This is a genomic window from Pantoea sp. X-Soil-YNGN-775 (assembly GCF_059730575.1).
The window spans coordinates 4,216,099-4,234,857 of sequence record NZ_AP035945.1 but is presented as its reverse complement, the minus strand read 5'-3'; the positions used below and the strand labels follow the sequence as shown (position 1 = coordinate 4,234,857).

At 57.1% G+C, this 18,759-nt stretch carries 16 protein-coding genes; 8 read left to right on the top strand and 8 right to left on the bottom strand.

Annotation, left to right across the window (positions count from 1 at the left end; all coding sequences use genetic code 11):
• Nucleotides 1–108 precede the first annotated feature (108 nt).
• The 5 genes from mioC to ravA form a co-directional block, all read right to left on the bottom strand.
• The gene (gene mioC, locus AC6I8I_RS19900; protein WP_312054960.1) at nucleotides 109–549 is read right to left on the bottom strand and encodes an FMN-binding protein MioC; all 441 of its coding nucleotides are present in this window, start codon (nucleotides 547–549) and stop codon (nucleotides 109–111) included.
• Nucleotides 550–703: 154 nt separating this feature from the next.
• Nucleotides 704–1,165 (bottom strand): transcriptional regulator AsnC, encoded by a 462-nt coding sequence (gene asnC, locus AC6I8I_RS19895; protein WP_003849496.1) that lies wholly within the window; start codon nucleotides 1,163–1,165, stop codon nucleotides 704–706.
• 102 nt (nucleotides 1,166–1,267) lie between these two features.
• Nucleotides 1,268–3,406 (bottom strand): 5-histidylcysteine sulfoxide synthase, encoded by a 2,139-nt coding sequence (gene ovoA, locus AC6I8I_RS19890; RefSeq protein WP_497828213.1) that lies wholly within the window; start codon nucleotides 3,404–3,406, stop codon nucleotides 1,268–1,270.
• A 73-nt stretch (nucleotides 3,407–3,479) separates the two neighbouring features.
• Nucleotides 3,480–4,940, bottom strand: a complete 1,461-nt coding sequence (viaA, locus tag AC6I8I_RS19885; RefSeq protein ID WP_497828212.1) for an ATPase RavA stimulator ViaA — start codon at nucleotides 4,938–4,940, stop codon at nucleotides 3,480–3,482.
• A complete protein-coding gene (gene ravA, locus AC6I8I_RS19880) occupies nucleotides 4,937–6,433 on the bottom strand; it encodes an ATPase RavA (RefSeq protein WP_312054965.1) in 1,497 nt (498 codons plus the stop codon). Before ravA ends, viaA begins: the two co-directional genes overlap by 4 nt.
• A 292-nt stretch (nucleotides 6,434–6,725) precedes the next feature.
• Between ravA and kup the strand changes: the two genes are divergently transcribed.
• Complete coding sequence (gene kup / locus AC6I8I_RS19875) at nucleotides 6,726–8,594, top strand: low affinity potassium transporter Kup (RefSeq protein ID WP_312054967.1); 1,869 nt, start codon at nucleotides 6,726–6,728, stop codon at nucleotides 8,592–8,594.
• 30 nt (nucleotides 8,595–8,624) lie between these two features.
• Here the strand turns inward: kup and qseC are convergent, their stop codons facing one another.
• Nucleotides 8,625–9,968, bottom strand: a complete 1,344-nt coding sequence (qseC, locus tag AC6I8I_RS19870; RefSeq protein WP_312054969.1) for a quorum sensing histidine kinase QseC — start codon at nucleotides 9,966–9,968, stop codon at nucleotides 8,625–8,627.
• Nucleotides 9,956–10,627: a quorum sensing response regulator transcription factor QseB gene (gene qseB, locus AC6I8I_RS19865; protein WP_312759281.1), complete on the bottom strand. Its 672-nt coding sequence runs from the start codon at nucleotides 10,625–10,627 to the stop codon at nucleotides 9,956–9,958. Before qseB ends, qseC begins: the two co-directional genes overlap by 13 nt.
• Nucleotides 10,628–10,789: 162 nt before the next feature.
• On the opposite strand from qseB, the gene AC6I8I_RS19860 reads away from it, so the two are divergent.
• The 7 genes from AC6I8I_RS19860 to rbsR all read left to right on the top strand — a co-directional run bounded on the left by AC6I8I_RS19860 (nucleotide 10,790) and on the right by rbsR (nucleotide 17,168).
• A complete protein-coding gene (locus tag AC6I8I_RS19860; RefSeq protein ID WP_497828211.1) occupies nucleotides 10,790–11,191 on the top strand; it encodes a YgiW/YdeI family stress tolerance OB fold protein in 402 nt (133 codons plus the stop codon).
• A gap of 182 nt (nucleotides 11,192–11,373) precedes the next feature.
• The gene (gene rbsD, locus AC6I8I_RS19855; protein WP_497828210.1) at nucleotides 11,374–11,793 is read left to right on the top strand and encodes a D-ribose pyranase; all 420 of its coding nucleotides are present in this window, start codon (nucleotides 11,374–11,376) and stop codon (nucleotides 11,791–11,793) included.
• Between the two features lie 7 nt (nucleotides 11,794–11,800).
• A complete protein-coding gene (gene rbsA, locus AC6I8I_RS19850) occupies nucleotides 11,801–13,309 on the top strand; it encodes a ribose ABC transporter ATP-binding protein RbsA (protein WP_312054974.1) in 1,509 nt (502 codons plus the stop codon).
• Nucleotides 13,306–14,277 carry a ribose ABC transporter permease gene (gene rbsC / locus AC6I8I_RS19845; RefSeq protein ID WP_031376180.1) on the top strand — a complete coding sequence of 324 codons (972 nt, stop codon included), beginning with the start codon at nucleotides 13,306–13,308 and terminating at the stop codon, nucleotides 14,275–14,277. Before rbsA ends, rbsC begins: the two co-directional genes overlap by 4 nt.
• 26 nt (nucleotides 14,278–14,303) lie before the next feature.
• A complete protein-coding gene (gene rbsB / locus AC6I8I_RS19840; protein ID WP_031376181.1) occupies nucleotides 14,304–15,179 on the top strand; it encodes a ribose ABC transporter substrate-binding protein RbsB in 876 nt (291 codons plus the stop codon).
• Nucleotides 15,180–15,241: 62 nt separating this feature from the next.
• Entirely contained in the window at nucleotides 15,242–16,171 is a 930-nt protein-coding gene (rbsK, locus tag AC6I8I_RS19835; RefSeq protein ID WP_497828209.1) for a ribokinase, read from the top strand.
• A 13-nt stretch (nucleotides 16,172–16,184) separates the two neighbouring features.
• On the top strand, nucleotides 16,185–17,168 hold the full coding sequence (gene rbsR, locus AC6I8I_RS19830; RefSeq protein ID WP_312054985.1) for a ribose operon transcriptional repressor RbsR: 984 nt from the start codon (nucleotides 16,185–16,187) through the stop codon (nucleotides 17,166–17,168).
• On the opposite strand, the gene mdtD is transcribed toward rbsR, so the two are convergent.
• The gene (gene mdtD, locus AC6I8I_RS19825) at nucleotides 17,165–18,571 is read right to left on the bottom strand and encodes a multidrug transporter subunit MdtD (RefSeq protein ID WP_312054979.1); all 1,407 of its coding nucleotides are present in this window, start codon (nucleotides 18,569–18,571) and stop codon (nucleotides 17,165–17,167) included. The genes rbsR and mdtD overlap by 4 nt on opposite strands.
• Nucleotides 18,572–18,759 lie beyond the last annotated feature (188 nt).

Here is an 18,759-nt window from a genome sequence, read left to right as displayed (position 1 = left end):
TTATACGCAGTAAAAGAGGGTAGTTATCCACAAAATAAACGGCTGCAAAAGGACAAAATCAGCATCTTCCACTGGGGATCGTCACTATTTCACGATCCCCGACCAGTCTCAGATCGCGTTTTTCCAGCCCATGACCCAGGCTTCAGCCGGATCTTCAGGGATCTCATGCTCAAGCACGTCGATTTCCAGTCGATCGCCAATCCGCTGCGCGCCCTGGGCGATCAACAGTGTCTCGATCTGACGAATCGCCCCGCAAAACAGGTCATATTCATGATTGCCGAGACCGACGGCACCAAACCGGACCTGAGAGAGATCGGGCTGGCTTTCACTGATGGCCTCGAACCAGGGTTGCAGATTATCCGGAATCTCACCTGCACCATGGGTTGAACAGACCACCAGCCAGATGCCTTCCTGCGGCACCTCATCCAGCGCCGGGCCGTGCAGCATCTGCGTTGAGAAGCCTGCGTCCTGTAATTTTTCTTCCAGATGCTCAGCAACATATTCGGCGCTGCCCAAGGTACTGCCACTGATTAAGGTAATATCGGCCATCTTGCTCTCCTGGACATTAAGGCGGGCATTGTACGCTGTGATCAAGCGGTGATCCACCTGTGGAAAACAGGGTTAATAGATCAGGAGAGGTGAACGCAGCCGTTGTCAGCCGCTGCATTCGTCCGGGATAAGGTTGTGCACAGGGGAAGTGCGATCAGGGTTTGATGGTCCGCATGATCGGGTTTTGCAGCGAGATCAGGGTTTCTGTTGATTGAATTTCATCAATGGTCTGGATCTTGTTGATCAGCACCTGCTGCAGGGCATCAATCGAGCGGCACATCACTTTTATAAAGATGCTGTAGTGGCCGGTGGTGTACCAGGCCTCCACCACCTCATCCAGCGCGTCCAGTTTGCTCAGCGCTGCTGGATAATCGCGGGCACTCTTCAGGATGATGCCGATAAAACAGCAGACATCAAAGCCCAGCTGGCGCGGATCGATGTCGACGCGGGTGCCCAGTATTATGCCGGCCTGCTTCATCTTCTCCACCCGCACATGGATGGTCCCCGGGCTGACATTAAACTGTTTTGCCAGTTCGGCGTAAGCGGTACGCGCGTTATCCAGCAGGGCATTCAGGATGCCGCGATCCAGGTTATCGAGCTGCAGATGTTCGGCCATGGCCATCCTCGTTAGGCTGCTTTGAATTGAACAAGGGAGAATGTGCAGCAAAAGCGTGATTCAGGCAACAACCGGCAGCGACGGGTGCCGCTGCCAGGTAACTTAGCGTTTACGCCAGACGGTAACCTGCGCCAGCGTGTGCTGGAATTTGCGCGCCGTTTCACGGATTACAAACGGCATCTCCTGCGGCGTATCCAGCAGTTCAAAGTCGGCCGCCAGCAGCCGTTGCAGCGCCTGCAGCGTTGTCAGCGCCTCACCATTTTCGCGTATGCCGCCCAGCCAGTTCTCTTTAGGCGTGTACGCTTCCAGCCAGGTATAAGGTGAGGAGAGCAACAGGATACCGCCCGGACGCAGCATCGGCGTGACATCCTGCAGGAAGCGCGCGGGCTGGCGCAGGCGATCGATCAGGTTGGAGGCCAGCACCAGATCGTAGCGGGCGGGTTGCGGTTTGAGGTTACAGGCGTCGCCCTGCACAAACTGAATGCGCTGCGCCAGATCGCTCTCCAGCCCGAAATCTTTCAGGCGCACCTGGCGATACTCCACCAGATCGCCCTCCTGTGGTAGGACGTAGCGGAAATCTTCGCCGCTGGTCAGCTGCAGCGCCACGTCAATAAAGCGCGCCGAGTAATCCATACCGGTAACGCGTTCAAAATGGCGGGCCAGCTCAAAACTGGCGCGTCCGGTGGCGCAGCCAATATCCAGCGCTTCAGCGTGTGACGTGGTGTAGTTCAGCGCCATTTTCACCAGGCTTTCGGCGTAATTATCGACCCCGAAATAGCGTGGGCCATACTGAAAATCGAGATACTGCGACACCATGGCGTCGGTTTCATACGGATTCAGCGTCATGCTTTCCTGATGGCGGGAGACCACGTAGCGGAAACCAGCGTGCTGGAAGAAATGACGGCGGAACGCATAGCGCGCCGATTTCAGCGCTTCGTTACCGGTCGAGATCCAGCTGCCGCCTTTAATCAGCGAGTGCTTGCCATCAAAGGTCGGGGTGGAAAAGTCATCATACAGTGGATGAACTTTAAAGCCTTCAAAGCCGTTGGTCGGCGTGGTGGTCCACTGCCAGACGTTACCGACGATATCGAAGAACTCGCCCTGGGCGAACAGATCGACCGGGCTGGAAGAGGCCCAGTACGCCAGATTGATATTGCCAGGTGCCCGATCCCACTGCGGCTGATCGCCGGCGACCTGTTCACGCAGCTGATACCACTCCGCTTCGCACGGCAGCTGAATAGCCATTCCGCTCTGGTCAGCTTTCCAGCGACAGAAGGCGGATGCTTCCAGCTGGTTCACTTCCGCTGGCCAGTCCCACGGCATCGCCACTTCTTCACACATCAGACGCAGCTTAAGCTGATCGGGCATCGCGGGCGTGCCGACCCAAAATGTTGGCATCTCCGCCTCGGCAAACTGGCGCCAGCCCCAGCCTTCGTCATCCCACCAGCGGGCATCCTGATAGCCGCCTGCGCTGACAAATTCAAAAAACTCGGCGTTACTGACCAGCATTCTGCTGGCTTTGAACGGCTGCAGCGTGATCTGCTGGCGGCCATATTCGTTATCCCAGCCGTAGGTATCATCGGTTTTACCCAGCGTAACGCGGCCGCCCGGCATCGGCAGCAGGCTGTTGGCTGGCACATCCTGGCGCTGATGGCGCGCCAGCGGACAGACTGGCCAGGCCGGCTGCGGCGTCACCCAGTCAACCGGCAACTGCCGGATCAGCACGCTGGAGGTTTCCAGGTGAATACGCTCATGCTCGATCCCCATCAGGATCACCCAGGCCGGGCTGTCCCACTGGATCGGCAAGCTCAGCGGCATTGTCTGGATCAGATCGCTGACCAGCGCTTTGACCCGACCACGATAGACGCGTACCTCGTCGATGGTTGGCCACTCATAGTGGCTGTCGTTGAGATCGTCCCAGCTCATCTCATCGACGCCAATCGCCATCATCGCTTCAATGCGATCGTCGAGGCGTGCCTCAATGTAGCGTCCGGCCATCAGCTTATTAATGTAGAAGGTGGCGGTATGACCAAAATAAAAAATTAGAGGATGACGCAGCGGAATGGCTTTGGTAAACCAGGCCTGCGAATCAGTCAGACAGGTAAACAGGCTTTCGTACTGCTCCCAGGTCTGGTGGAAGTAGGTCAGCAGTTCGGCACGTTTTTGTTCAATATTGTCGCCGGAGAGCAGTAAGGTTCGCGTCGGCGCAGGCAGATCGCAATGGGGGTGGACGGTCGTCACAGGGTGCTCCAGATTGCTGTGTGAAAAAATGGCAGTGATTCACTATAGCAAATAAGCATTTCTGCCTGATGACTTAGCGCCGCCAGTGGCGCAGCAGGCGGCTTTTCATGCCGGTATCGAAGCGCCAGATATGGTCGAAGATGCGCATAATACCGGGCTTTCCGTGGGTCGACATCGCCACGGCGTGAAAACGTTGCTGATTGTGTCGCTGACGCTGTTTAATGGCGCCGATCACCTCTTCCGGCAGCCGCTGGGCGATAAAATCGGAGACAATCACCGCGTCCGCCTCCTGCCAGATCGCTCCTTCCATGCGCTTAACCACGGCCGAGAGGCAGGCCGCCAGATCGGTGCCGCCGCGAAAACGCTGGCTAAGAAAGCGAATGGCCTGCTCAAGGCCATCATCACCGGTCAGCTCATAGCCAATCACCTCATGGGCGAACAGCATAATGTAGCAGCGACGACGATCGGCCAGCGCCACCTTCAGCAGTGCCAGGCAGAATGCTTTGGCGCAGCGCTCGTTGAACCCGCCCATCGAACCGGAGGTATCGACACAGACAATAAACGGTCCGCGCGGCTGCTCTTCATGATGCTGGTGGCTGACCGGCCGCTGGGTCACTTTTTCATGCCAGGCATCGCCCTGCAGCTTGTAGGTCAGCAGGCGTTTCTCTACCAGACGGCGATAAAATTCCAGCTCCAGCTCGCTGATGCTGAGCGCAGCCAGCTCTGGTGGCAGCAGGCGCAGTACATCATCGCTCTGATGAATACCGCTGACCTCTTCCGGTACCGCCGCCGGCTCGTGGACCAGCTGATGAAATGTCTCCAGCGGTGCATCCTGTGACGGCACCGATTTCGCTTCCCGGCTGCGGCCAAGCTGTTGTGCCAGCTTCAGCAGTTCCGGCTGCTGCGCCAGAAAATCACCGTACTGCAGCATCAGCTGGTAGTCGCCTGGCTGCAGTGAAGTTTTGCTCATGTCCCACAGCCGGCCTGCCGCCGCTTCGTCATCGTCGCTCAGCATCGGTGCCAGCTGACCACTCAGCGCCATACGCTGCAGCAGTTCCGCCATCAGACGTTCGCGCTGCTGCTCCAGCAACTGCTGATTCAGCGTAAGGGTTTGCAGCGTCAGGCTGAGCCGCCAGCGCTGTAAAAACAGCGTATGCTGCGCACTGCTGAGATGATGGATGTCGGTGTGTTGCAGTAGCCGGCGGGCTTCATCAATAAATGGTGAAGGCAGGCGTTCCAGCGTTTGTAGCGTGTCATCGAGCTGCTGGCTGAACTGACGATCGCTGAGCAGCTGCACCCGCTGGAACAGCTGAAACTCCTCCGCCAGCACGGCGGGTACCGGCGTGGCCTTCAGTTCAGCGTTGATTTCCGCTTTCCAGCGCGGCACATCGCGCAGCAGTGCTTTTTTCAGGCCGGGAAATTTTTCAAAAAACAGCGCCAGTTGCGGCGACGCCAGCAGAGCGATAATCAACTCTTCAATCAGCTCCGTTTCGCCGATTGAGAGCAGCGTGCTGAGCGTCTCCAGTGAGATCATTTACGCGCCTGTTTTAGCTGTTCCGCTACATCCTGCAGGCTGGTCTCCACCCGCGCCAGCCAGTCATCGCTGATAAACAGGCAGCGCTGATGCTGGCTGAACAGGTGACGCTGGCTGCGTAGCTCACTTTCCAGCGTATCCAGCGCCTCGATAATTTCGCCGGGCAGCTGGTCGCTATTACTGGCGCCAGGCAGCGTCAGGCGTGACGATTGCAGGCTGACGTCACGTATCGCCAGGCAGTGTTGCGCATCGACCTGCAAATCCAGCGTCTGCGCAAAGCCGATACCGTTGAGCTTGCCGCGTATCTCGCCGCCTTTTTGCAGCCACTGATGCAGGGCGTCGCGGGCGATCACCAGATGCGTGACCTGCATATCGTGCAGCGTCAGTGGATGTTGCAGCATCAGCGTCAGCTGATCGTCGGAGAGATTTTCCGGCAAATCGTAATAGGGTTTGCGGCTGAACATGCCGCTGTGCTTCTCCAGCGTGATCGCCTGCGCCATGCTCTGTTGCTGCTGTAAGGCCATCCGGCGCGTTTTGATCTGTTGCAGCCTGAGCAGCATTGGCTGCTGTTGCCAGGCATGCTGGGTCATTAACAGGTCGATTTCGCGTTCCAGCAGCTGCATTGAGGCAACATCGTGCCACAGGCAATCTTTCAGCAGGATCAGGTCGATCGGCGCGATGGCGTTGCGGCCGCTGTAAAAGGCGCTGGCCTGCAGCAGGTGAATGGCTTTTTTCCAGCGCCGGTCAGAAATGTAAGGGGCCGCTGGCTGACTCTCCAGCTGCTGACGCAGTTGGTAAATCAGTTCAAACACCGCATCGGGTAAACTGACCTGGCTGATGCCGAGCTGCCACTGGGCATACTCTTCATCGCTGATGCGCAGCGATTCGGCCACCGGATTAGCATTTTCATCCTGCTGATGCGTCAGCATGCTGCGGAAGTTCTGCTTTTCATGCACGTTGTCCAGCCATAAGCGGATCAGCATCCGGTCATACAGCGCTTCCAGACCGCTGTCGGCTTCCGGCAGTTCGTTGGAGGCGGTGACCAGCAGCCGCATCGGAATTTTTTCTTCGCTGTCGCCGTTGCGGAAGCGGCGTTCGTTAATCGCGGTCAGCAGGGTATTCAGAATGGCCGGACCGGCTTTCCAGATCTCATCGAGAAACACAATCTCCGCGTCGGGCAGATAGCCTTTGGTCAGGCGCTGATAGCGGCCCTCATCTTTGAGCGCCTGGATCGACAGCGGGCCAAACACCTCTTCCGGGGTGGAGAAACGGGTCATCAGGTATTCAAAGGCGCGGGCGTGCTGGAAGGCATATTTCAGGCGGCGGGCAATCAGACTCTTGGCAATGCCAGGCGGACCCAGCAGGAATACGCTTTCACCGCTGAGCGCGGCCAGCAGGCAAAGGCGAATGGCATGATGCCGTTCATACAGGCCTTTTTCTAACGCATTGCTGAGGCGAGAAATTCTTTCTGCCAAAAGATGGGGTTGAGCCATAATCACATCAATGTCCTTACGATCGTCGGGCCGCCGCGCTTAAGCAAGCGCCTTACTCTATAGATAATGATGCGTGAAAGCGTTGATAGCTGTCAGCTTTTTTGTTGCAGAAGATTCGGTTAACGGGAAAGCGGCCCTAAGCCGCGGTTTCTGAGGTAAAAACCGCCGCATTCCGCCGGTGGTCAGGTTAACCGGGGATAGGAATTTTTGGCAATACGTGCATACTGTGCGCTTTTTGATGGCTTGAGCGAGGGGTTTTTGCGCCTCTTAGACTCCAACAAAAGATAACTCTATGAGCTCGGATAATAAGCAGTCACTTGGTGGGCTAACGCTGGCCGCTATTGGTGTTGTCTATGGGGATATCGGCACCAGTCCGCTGTATACCTTGCGGGAATGCCTCTCCGGCCAGTTTGGCTTCGGCGTGGAACGCGGCGCGGTATTTGGTTTTCTGTCGCTGATTTTCTGGCTACTGGTGCTGGTGGTTTCACTGAAATACATCAGCTATGTCATGCGGGCCGACAATGCTGGCGAAGGGGGAATATTGACCCTGATGTCGCTGGCGGGCCGTCATACCGGTGCCCGCGCCACGGCGGTGCTGGTGATTATGGGCCTGATTGGCGGCAGCTTCTTCTATGGCGAAGTGGTGATCACCCCAGCGATTTCAGTGATGTCGGCGATAGAAGGTCTGGAAATTGCCGCGCCGTCGCTTGATCCCTTTATCGTGCCGCTGTCGATTGCGGTGCTGACGCTGCTGTTTGCGATTCAGAAACACGGAACCGGCATGGTCGGCAAGCTGTTTGCGCCGGTGATGCTGCTGTGGTTTCTGGTGCTGGCGATCCTCGGCGTTAACGGCATCATCAAGAACCCGGAAGTTCTTCAGGCGCTCAATCCTGCCTATGCGGTTAACTTCTTCCTGCAATACAAATCAGTCTCCTTCTTCGCGCTGGGCGCGGTGGTGCTGGCAATTACCGGCGTGGAAGCGCTGTATGCTGATATGGGCCACTTCGGTAAAATCCCGATCCGGCTGGCGTGGTTTTCAGTGGTGCTGCCGTCACTGGTGCTGAACTATTTTGGTCAGGGCGCGCTGCTGCTCAGCGATCCTAAAGCGATTAAGAACCCCTTTTTCCTGCTGGCACCCGACTGGGCGCTGATCCCAATGCTGATTCTGGCGACCCTGGCGACGGTCATCGCCTCGCAGGCGGTGATCTCCGGCGTCTTCTCGCTGACGCGTCAGGCGGTCCGGCTCGGGTATCTGCCCGGTATGCGGATCATTCATACCTCGGAGCGTGAATCGGGCCAGATTTATATTCCGATGATCAACTGGGTGCTCTATTTCGCGGTGCTGATTGTGATCATCAGCTTTGAACACTCCAGCAATCTGGCCGCGGCCTACGGCATTGCGGTGACCGGTACTATGGTGCTGACCTCGATTCTCTCCTGCACCGTGGCGATTAAAAACTGGCACTGGCACAAGCTGGCGGTTGGCGTGATCCTGCTGCTGATGCTGTTTATCGACGTGCCGCTGTTTACCGCGAACCTGGTTAAAATCTTCTCGGGTGGCTGGTTGCCGCTCTGCCTCGGCCTGGTGATGTTTATCATTATGACGACGTGGAAAAGCGAACGTTTCCGCCTGCTGCGTCGGATGCATGAGCACGGCAATTCACTGGAGGCGATGATTGCATCACTGGAGAAATCGCCGCCGGTGCGGGTGCCGGGCACCGCGGTCTATATGTCGCGCGCACTGAACGTGATCCCGTTTGCCATGCTGCATAACCTCAAGCACAACAAAGTGCTGCACGAACGGGTGGTGCTGCTGACGCTGCGTACTGAGGATGCGCCCTACGTGCACAATGTGCGGCGGGTGACGATTGAGCAGCTATCGCCGACCTTCTGGCGCGTGGTGGCCAGCTATGGCTGGCGCGAAACGCCGAACGTGGAGGAGATTTTCCACCGTTGTGGGCTGGAAGGGCTGAACTGCCGGATGATGGAGACCTCTTTCTTTATGTCGCATGAGTCGCTGATTATCGGCAAACGGCCGTGGTATCTGCGGCTGCGTGGCAAGCTGTTCCTGGCGTTGCAGCGCAATGCGTTACGCGCCCCGGACCAGTTTGAGATCCCGCCAAACCGGGTGATTGAGTTAGGCACTCAGGTCGAGATTTAACCTGTGCAACCCGCCTGACCGGCGGGTTTTTTATGACCAGCGCAGCGTTACGCACAATCCGCCGCCCGGGCGCTGGCTGAACGCCAGCTGCATCGCGTGCAGCTGAGCGATATTGCGCACAATCGATAATCCCAGCCCGCTGCCGCTTTTCTCCTGGCCGGGCGGTCGCCAGAAACGCTCGCCTAACCGTTGCCGATCGGCTTCACTCAGACCCTCTCCGTTATCCTCGACGGACAGGCTGTTGGCCGCGAGCCGCACATCCACTTCACTGCCGGCGGGAGTATAGCGAATCGCGTTATCCAGCAGGTTGCGTACCAGCAGCGAGAGCAACAGCGGATGGCCCTGAATTACTGGTTCAGCTTCCGCGTGCAGACGCAAGGTTACGCCAGCTTTATCCGCCAGCGGCAGTTGCGCCGCCAGCGTTTCCTGCAGCGTCTGTTTTAACGACACCGGTTCAAAGGCACTGCGGGCATCATCCGCTTCCACCCGCGACAGGGTAAGCAGCTGATCCACCAGCCGGGTGGCGCGCGTAATGCCGCTATCCAGCTGTTTCAGCGCATGGGTGCGCATCGCTTCATCGTCGACGGCCAGCTGGATCACTTCGCTTTGCACCTGCAACGCAGCCAGTGGACTGCGCAGCTCATGCGCGGCATCTGAGGTAAAACGCCGTTCACGTTGCATCATTGCATTGATGCGGCTGAACAGGCCGTTCAGCGCAAAAATTAGCGGCTGCACCTCTTTCGGCACCCGTTCGGCCTGCAAAGGAGTACCGTCATCCGGCGCTCGCTGCGCCAGTTGCGTAGCCAGCTGCTTTAACGGACGTAATTCCGACCAGACCAGGCCGATCAGCAGCAGCAGCATAAAAGGCAGGGCGATCAGCCAGGGTAATACGCTGGCCTGCATCAGATCACCGGCCATCTCATCGCGATATTCCCTCTCCTGGCCGACCACCACGCGGAACTGCTTGTCTGGCGTGGTCAGCCAGACAAAACGCCAGCGGTCATCATCATTAGTGAGCTGGCCATCATGAAACCCTTGGTAGTCCGCCTCAAACGGCAGGTATCTGCCATTATCGCCATCGTTGAGCACCTGCCGGCCATCAGGGGTGAAGACAGCAAACGCCAGCGCGTCATCATCCTGATCGCCACGGTGGTGCCGCAGCAGCTGTCGGGTTTTTGGCAGTGACGGCGCGTCAAGCGAGGCGTAATCGAGGGTCAGCAGGCGCTTGGCCAGCAGCATCTGCTGGGTGTCGAACAGCTCGTTAATGGTGTCTCGCGTCTGATGCCAGGCACTGAGGCTGGCACTGGCCCAGCAGATGCCCAGCAGCAGCACAAAACCGATGCCAAGCCGCAGAAACAGACTTATCGATCGCATTCTGTCGCTCCAAGGGTGTAGCCGACGCCGTGCAGCGTGCGGATAAACTGGCTGCCGAGTTTCTTACGCAGATGATGAATATGCACTTCCACCGCATTGCTGGAGACATCGGCGTCCCAGCTATACAGTTTTTCTTCCAGCTGGCTGCGGGTCAGCACCCGTCCAGGGTTGCGCATAAACAGCTCCAGCAGCGCCAGCTCGCGGCTTTTCAACTCTATCGGCTGGCCGTCGCAGGTGACGCTGTGGCTGTCGGGCTTCAGTACCACGTTGCCATGACGCAGCTCCGGTTGCAGCTGACCATGCCGGCGGCGGATCAGCGCCTGTAAGCGGGCTGCCACTTCGGTCAGGGCGAACGGTTTGCAGAGATAATCATCCGCACCCATCTGCAGCCCTTCGACTCGCTGATCGAGCGCATCGCGCGCCGTCAGGATCAGCACCGGCACATCCTGCCCTTGCTGACGCCACTGTCGCAGGATATCCAGCCCGTCCCGTTCGGGCAGAGAAAGATCGAGGATCACCGCATCCCACGGCGCGGCGTTTAATGCCTGAAATCCGGCCTCGCCGGAGGTAAACCAGTCGACGCTAAATCCCAGCTTACCCAGTCCCGCTTTAATCCCGTCGCCAATTAAGCGATCGTCTTCTATCAGTAAAATACGCATCATTTCTCCCGGCGGTGATAGCGCTTTATACGAAGCAGACTGCCGCTTGTACAGCGCATTTCGGCGAAAATGGCTTATTTTTGCTTCTTAAGAAGCTGTTAAGAACCTTATGGTCAACTAGGCTCAACAAAACGAAACACATCATGGAAACGAGGTGACAAAATGAAAAAGCACGCTGCAATTTTAGCTGTCGTTATGCTGGCTTCTGCCCCGGTTTTTGCTGCTCAGCAAGGCGGCTTCGTCGACCCCAACGCCCCGGCGGCACAGGTTCAGAGCCGACAGGGCGGCTTTAGCGCTGACCACTCCAGTGTGGTGACGGTGAAGCAGGCAGAAGAGATGAAGGATGACAGTTGGATTACCGTACGCGGTAAGCTGGAAAAACAGATCGGCGATGAAGATTATCTGTTCCGCGATCAGACCGGTACCATGAAAGTCGAGATAGACCATAAGCACTGGAACGGCCAGACTATCTCGCCAAAAGATACCGTTGAACTGACCGGTGAGCTGGATAAAGATTTCAACAGCATCGAAATGGACGTTAAACAGGTGAAGAAACTGCCTTAAACGTCCAGCCCGGGACCGCATCAGCGGTCCTTTTTTTTGCCCTGCAGCCCGCCTTAATTCAAATTTCCCACCGCGTAAGCGAAACGTTTCGATAACGATCACAAATTTCAGCTTCGCCGATTGAGTTGCTGACGGCTTTTCATACACTCCTGTCAGCGAAACGTTTCGCTGTGGAGTGAAAAATGAAAAAAGGTCGCTTGTTAAACGCTGAACTCTCTCACGTGATTGCCCGCCTGGGTCACACTGATACGCTGACGATTGCCGACGCCGGTTTGCCGATCCCGGCAGGACCGCAACGCATCGATTTAGCCCTGACACCGGGTACGCCCGATTTTATCGAGGTGGTTAAGGCCGTCACGCTTGAGATGCAGGTAGAAAGCGCCCTGATTGCGGAGGAGATTAAGCAGCACAATCCGCCGCTCCATCGCGCACTGCTCGCCGTGCTCGAAGCCTTGCAACAGCACCAGGGGAATAGCATCACCATCCGCTACACCAGCCATGAACAATTCAAACAACAAACGCAACGCAGTCAGGCGGTCATTCGCAGCGGAGAGTGTTCTCCGTTTGCGAATGTCATCCTGAGCGCCGGTGTGACCTTCTGAGGCCGCTATGCAACCTTTACTGCAGCTCAACGGCATTGAAAAATCGTTCCCTGGGGTAAAAGCCCTGAAGGGTGCTTCGCTGAATGTCCGGGCAGGACGCGTTATGGCGCTGGTGGGTGAAAACGGTGCCGGCAAATCCACCATGATGAAAGTGCTGACCGGAATTTATCAGTTCGACGCCGGTTCGCTGCACTGGCTCGGCCAGGAGACCCGCTTCAATGGCCCTAAAGCGTCACAGGAAGCGGGCATCGGCATTATTCATCAGGAACTGAACCTGATCCCTCAGTTAACCGTGGCGGAGAATATATTTCTCGGTCGCGAATTTGTTAACCGTTTTGGCCGCATCCAGTGGACGCGCATGTATGCCGAAGCGGATGCGTTGCTTAAGCGGCTTAATCTGCGCTTCAACAGCCACAAGCTGGTCGGCGATCTGTCGATTGGCGATCAGCAAATGGTCGAAATTGCCAAAGTGCTGAGCTTTGAGTCGCAGGTGATCATCATGGATGAGCCGACCGATGCGCTGACGGATACCGAAACGCTGTCGCTGTTCCGGGTGATCAACGAACTGAAAGCGCAGGGCTGCGGCATCGTCTATATCTCACATCGTATGAAAGAGATCTTTGAGATCTGCGATGACGTCACGGTGTTCCGTGACGGCCAGTTTATTGCCGAGCGTCCGGTCAGCGAACTGACCGAAGAGAGCCTGATCGAAATGATGGTCGGTCGCAAACTGGAAGATCAGTATCCTCATCTGGATCAGGCGCCAGGCGAGGTGCGGCTTAAAGTCGACAACGTCAGCGGTCCCGGCGTGCACAACGTCAGCTTCAGCCTGCGCAAAGGTGAAATTCTGGGCATCTCCGGACTGATGGGCGCGGGCCGTACCGAACTGATGAAAGTGCTGTATGGCGCGTTGCCGCGCTATCAGGGCAGCCTGTGGCTCAGCGGTCGGGAAGTGGTGACGCGTTCGCCACAGGATGGGCTGGCTAACGGCATCGTCTATATCTCGGAAGACCGTAAGCGTGACGGCCTGGTGCTGGGCATGTCGGTCAAAGAGAACATGTCGCTGACCGCGCTGCGCTATTTCAGTCACGGCGGCGGCACGCTGAAGCATGCGGCTGAGCAGCTGGCGGTGGGTGACTTTATCCGGCTGTTCAACGTGAAAACCCCCTCTATGGCTCAGCCGATCGGGCTGCTTTCCGGCGGCAATCAGCAGAAAGTGGCGATTGCCCGCGGCCTGATGACCCGTCCCAACGTGCTGATTCTTGATGAGCCGACCCGTGGCGTCGATGTTGGCGCGAAAAAAGAGATCTACCAGCTGATTAACCAGTTTAAAGCCGAAGGGCTGAGCATCATCCTGGTCTCTTCTGAAATGCCGGAAGTATTAGGAATGAGTGACCGCATCCTGGTGATGCATGAAGGCCGTTTAAGCGGCGAATTTACCCGTGAAGAAGCCACTCAGGAGAGCCTGATGGCCGCCGCCGTAGGCAAGCAACACAGCGAGGATTTAGTGGTATGACGACCCAATCTTTACCTGCCAGCCGCCGCTGGTTTAGCAAAAGCTGGTTACTGGAACAAAAGTCGCTGATTGCGCTGATGGTGTTAATTGCCGTGGTGGCGAGTCAGAGCCCGAACTTCTTTACCGTAGCCAACCTGTTCAACATTCTGCAGCAGACTTCGGTGAACGCCATTATGGCGGTCGGCATGACGCTGGTGATTCTGACCTCGGGTATCGATCTCTCGGTGGGCTCGCTGCTGGCGCTGACCGGGGCGGTAGGCGCGTCGCTGGTTGGCATGGAAGTGAATGCGCTGGTGGCCGTGGCGGCATCTCTGGCGCTCGGCGCAGCGATCGGTGCGCTGACCGGCACCATCGTGGCGCGCGGTAAGGTGCAGGCATTTATCGCCACGCTGGTGATGATGCTGTTGTTGCGCGGCGTCACCATGGTCTACACCGACGGCAGCCCAATCAGCACCGGGTTTAATGCCAACGCCGATCTGCTGGGCTGGTTTGGTATTGGTCGTCCGCTGGGTATTCCTGCGCCGGTATGGCTGATGGCGCTGGTGTTTATCGCCGCCTGGTACATGCTGCACCACACCCGCCTCGGCCGCTACATCTATGCGCTGGGTGGCAACGAAGCCGCGACTCGCCTCTCCGGTATCAATGTTAATCGCGTCAAGGTCATCGTCTATTCACTGAGTGGCATGCTGGCCGCGCTGGCGGGCACCATTGAGGTGGCGCGTCTCTCCTCAGCGCAGCCAACGGCCGGTACTGGCTATGAGCTGGATGCAATTGCCGCCGTGGTGCTGGGCGGTACCAGCCTGGCGGGCGGTAAAGGACGTATTGTCGGCACGCTGATTGGTGCGCTGATCCTCGGTTTCCTTAATAACGGCCTGAACCTGATGGGCGTCTCTTCGTACTACCAGATGATCGTTAAAGCGGTGGTAATCCTGCTGGCGGTGCTGGTGGATAATAAAAGCAGTAAATAACTCTGACCTTTACACAGGATGAAATGATGAAAAAGTTAACCGCACTGGCCATGATCCTTGGCGCGACGCTCAGTACCAGCGCCATGGCAAAAGAGACCATCGCGCTGGTGGTATCGACCCTCAATAACCCGTTCTTTGTTTCACTGAAAGAGGGCGCACAAAAAGAAGCCGACAAACTGGGTTACAACCTGGTAGTGCTGGATTCGCAGAATAACCCGGCGAAAGAGTTGGCGAACGTGCAGGATCTGACGGTGCGCGGCACCAAACTGCTGCTGATCAACCCAACCGATTCTGATGCGGTCGGCAACGCAGTGAAGATGGCTAACCAGGCCAACATCCCGGTCATTACCCTGGACCGCGTGGCCGCGCAGGGCACGGTGGTCAGCCACGTCGCCTCTGATAACCGTTTCGGCGGGAAAATGGCCGGTGACTTCATCGCTAAAAAAGTCGGCGAAAGCGCCAAAATTATTGAACTGCAGGGCATTGCCGGCACCTCCGCAGCCCGTGAACGTGGCGAAGGATTCAAACAGGCTGCTGATGCCCACAAGTTCCAGATCCTTGCCAGCCAGCCGGCTGACTTTGATCGCACTAAAGGGCTGAACGTGATGCAGAACCTGCTGCAGGCCCACCCGGATGTGCAGGCGGTGTTTGCGCAGAATGATGAAATGGCGCTGGGTGCACTGCGTGCGCTGCAGACCGCCGGTAAAACCGATGTGATCGTGGTGGGGTTTGACGGCACCGCTGATGGCGTGAAAGCGGTAGAAGGTGGCAAACTGTCTGCGACCGTGGCACAGATGCCAGACAAAATTGGCATGATCGGCGTTGATACCGCTGATAAAGTGCTGAAGGGTGAAAAAGTGAAGGCGATCAACCCGGTCGACCTGAAGCTGGTCACTCAATAACTCAAAGAAAAGCAGGGCACTGCGCCACCCTCCCGGTGGCGCACTTATTCCGGACTCCCCTAATGAGCAAAAACGCAAAACTGGCCGTTCTTGGCAGCATCAACGCTGACCACATCCTTAATCTGGCGCACTTTCCTCGTCCCGGTGAAACGGTGATCGGGCAGGATTACCAGATTGCGTTTGGCGGTAAAGGTGCCAATCAGGCCGTGGCCGCAGGGCGTGCTGGCGCGGATATCGCTTTTATCGCCTGTGTGGGCGCGGATGACATTGGCGAACGTATTCGTCAGCAACTGGCCCGCGACAATATTGATACTGCCCCGCTAGAAGTGGTGGCGGGCGAGTCGACCGGGGTGGCGATGATTTTCGTCAACCGTGAAGGCGAGAACAATATCGGCATTTATTCAGGCGCTAACGCCGCGTTAACGCCGGACTGTGTGGCACGTCATCAACAGGTGATCGCCGAAGCTGATGCGCTACTGATGCAGCTGGAGTCTCCACTGGAAAGTGTGCTGGCGGCGGCGCGTTTCGCCAGAGAGCAACAGACTCAGGTGATCCTCAACCCGGCACCGGCTACGCCGCTCTCCGATGAACTGCTGGCGTTGATCGACATTATTACGCCGAATGAAACCGAGGCGGAAATCCTGACCGGGATTGCCGTTCACAACGATCAGGATGCGGCCCGGGCTGCGGCGGCACTGCATGCCAAAGGCATCGATACCGTACTGATTACGCTGGGCCGGCGCGGTGTCTGGCTGAGTGAACAGGGCCAGGGGCAGCGCATTCCGGGCTTTAGCGTTAAGGCGATTGATACCATTGCCGCGGGCGATACCTTTAATGGTGCCTTTATTACCGCGCGACTGGAGCAGAAACCGATGCAGGATGCGGTGCGCTTTGCGCATGCCGCTGCGGCTATCGCCGTAACCCGATCCGGCGCGCAGCCCTCCGTGCCGTGGCGCGCGGAGATCGATGACTTTTTGCAGCAGCAGGATTAAGCGCTTGGCCACCATGAAAGATGTCGCTCGCCTGGCGGGTGTCTCTACCTCCACCGTCTCGCACGTCATCAACAATAATCGCTTTGTCAGCGAGGGCGTTCGGGAGAAAGTTGAACAGGCGATCCGCAGTCTAAACTACGCTCCCTCGGCGCTGGCGCGCAGCCTGAAGATTAACCAGACCCACACCATCGGCATGCTGCTGACCACCAGTAGCAACCCGTTTTATGCAGAAGTGGTGCGCGGCGTCGAGGACAGCTGCTATCAGCGTGGCTATAGCCTGATCCTGTGTAATACCGCCGGTGATGAGGAACGGATGAATCGTAGCCTCGAAACGCTGATGCAAAAGCGCGTCGATGGACTGCTGATGATGTGTACCGAAAGTCATCTGCCGTCAGCGGACATTCTGAACCGTTATCCCTCTATCCCGACGGTGATGATGGACTGGGCGCCGTTTGAAGGTCGCGGCGACATCATTCAGGACAATGCGCTGCTGGGCGGTGAGCTGGCGACCCAGCACCTGATCGATAGCGGCTATACCCGCATCGCTTGTATCGCCGGTCCGCAGGATAAAACCACCGCGCGGATGCGGCTGGAAGGGTTTCACAATGCGATGGCGAAAAGCGGTCTGGAGGTGTTGCCGGGTTATGTGGTCAACGGTGACTTTGAATTTCAGGGCGGTTACAACGGGATGATTGAGCTGCTGGCGCTGGAAACGGTGCCGCAGGCGGTCTTCACCAGTAACGATGCGATGGCGGTTGGGGTTTATCATGCGTTATATCAGGCGGGATTACAGATTCCGCAGGATGTCGCTGTGATGGGTTATGACGATATTGAGCTGGCGCGTTACCTTTCGCCGCCGCTGAGTACCATTCATCAACCTAAAGATGAACTGGGCGAACTGGCGATTGATACCTTAATCCATCGCCTGCGCGATCCCGACGCCAGCCAGCAGACGCTGGTACTGACGCCGGAGCTGGTGGCGCGGGGCTCAGCTTAAGCCGTTTTCTTCTTTTTCTTATCGCGGTTGGTGATCAGATTCCGCCCGTCGCCGTTTTTCAGCAGCATAAAGGTCAGCGCTGACAGCACCGTTACCACGCCCATGGTCAGAAACGTTGCGTGGAACTGTGCAACGGTGCTGGTTTCAAATTCCTGATAGAAGCGCAGGACGGCGGCGCTTACCGCGACCCCAAAACTGATCGCTAACTGCTGTGTCACGGCCAGCACGCTGTTACCCCCGCTGGCGTTATCGTCATTCAGGTCGGCGAGGGTAATGGTATTCATCGCGGTGAACTGGGTCGACATCGCCATGCCGAGAATAAACAGCGGCAGTAATAACAGGATCATGCCTTCCTCTGGCGACTGCAGAGAGAAGGTGGCAATCAGAATGCCAATAATCACGGTAATAGCGACCAGCAGACGGCGATAGCCTAACCAGCGCAGCAGCTGTGTCACCGTCGACTTGGCCAGTATCGACCCCACCGCGGTAGGGGCCATCATACAACCGGCGATAATTGCCGAGTAGCCAAAGCCCACCTGCAACATCAGCGGCATCAGGAACGGCACGCAGCCGGTGCCCAGACGAGAAGCGATATTGCCGATGATGCCTACCGAGAAAGTGCGGGTTTTAAACATCGGCAGATTAATCAGCGGAGAGGGATGGCGGCGCGCGTGCACTATATAAAGAAGCAGCAGAACGATCCCGCCGAGTAATACCCCGCCAGCCAGCCAGGCTGACACAATACGCTCACCAAACAGTTCAATCCCTGTTGAGATCATCACCAGACCCAGACCAAACAGTATAAAGCCGAAGAAATCGAAGCGGCGTTTCGGCGTGGTGAAGTCCGGCATATATTTGCGGGCATAGACGATGCCGAGTATGCCGATAGGAATATTAATCAGGAAGATCCAGTGCCAGGTGGCATAGGTCACCAGCACACCGCCAAGCAGCGGACCGAGTATCGGCCCGACCAGTCCCGGCATGGTGACAAAGTTGAGCACCGGCAGCAGTTCGCTGCGCGGATAAGCACGCAACAGCGCCAGGCGCGCAACCGGCATCATCATGGCGCCGCCCACCCCCTGTACGATGCGTGAGGTCACCAGCACAGAGAGGGTGGGTGACAGGGCGCAGGCCAGCGAACCAAGCGTGAACAGCGAGACCGCAGCGATAAACACCCTGCGGGTGCCATAGCGATCGGCAAGCCAGCCGCTGACCGGGATCAGCATTGCCACAGTCAGGGTATAACTGATTACAGCGGATTGCATGGCCAGAGGAGAACGTTCGAGGCTGGTGGCGATAGCGGGCAGAGCGGTGTTGAGAATGGTGGCATCCAGTGCCTGCATGAAAAATGCCATGGCAGCAATCCATGGCAAACCGGCCATGCTGCGCGCGGATTTTATCATTGAGCGTCCTTCTTAGAGTTATCCAGCGAGAAGAATGAAAAAGAATAGCACCGCCAGCGCAACGCGGCAGGCCTGTTTTTATCGCTTTACCGGGATTTCTGCGCGTTATTCGATCATCAAATGGTGCTTTTTAATACGTTCGTTTAAAAAAAACGCGCTTAGAAAATTTATTTAAAGAAACGCTTGTC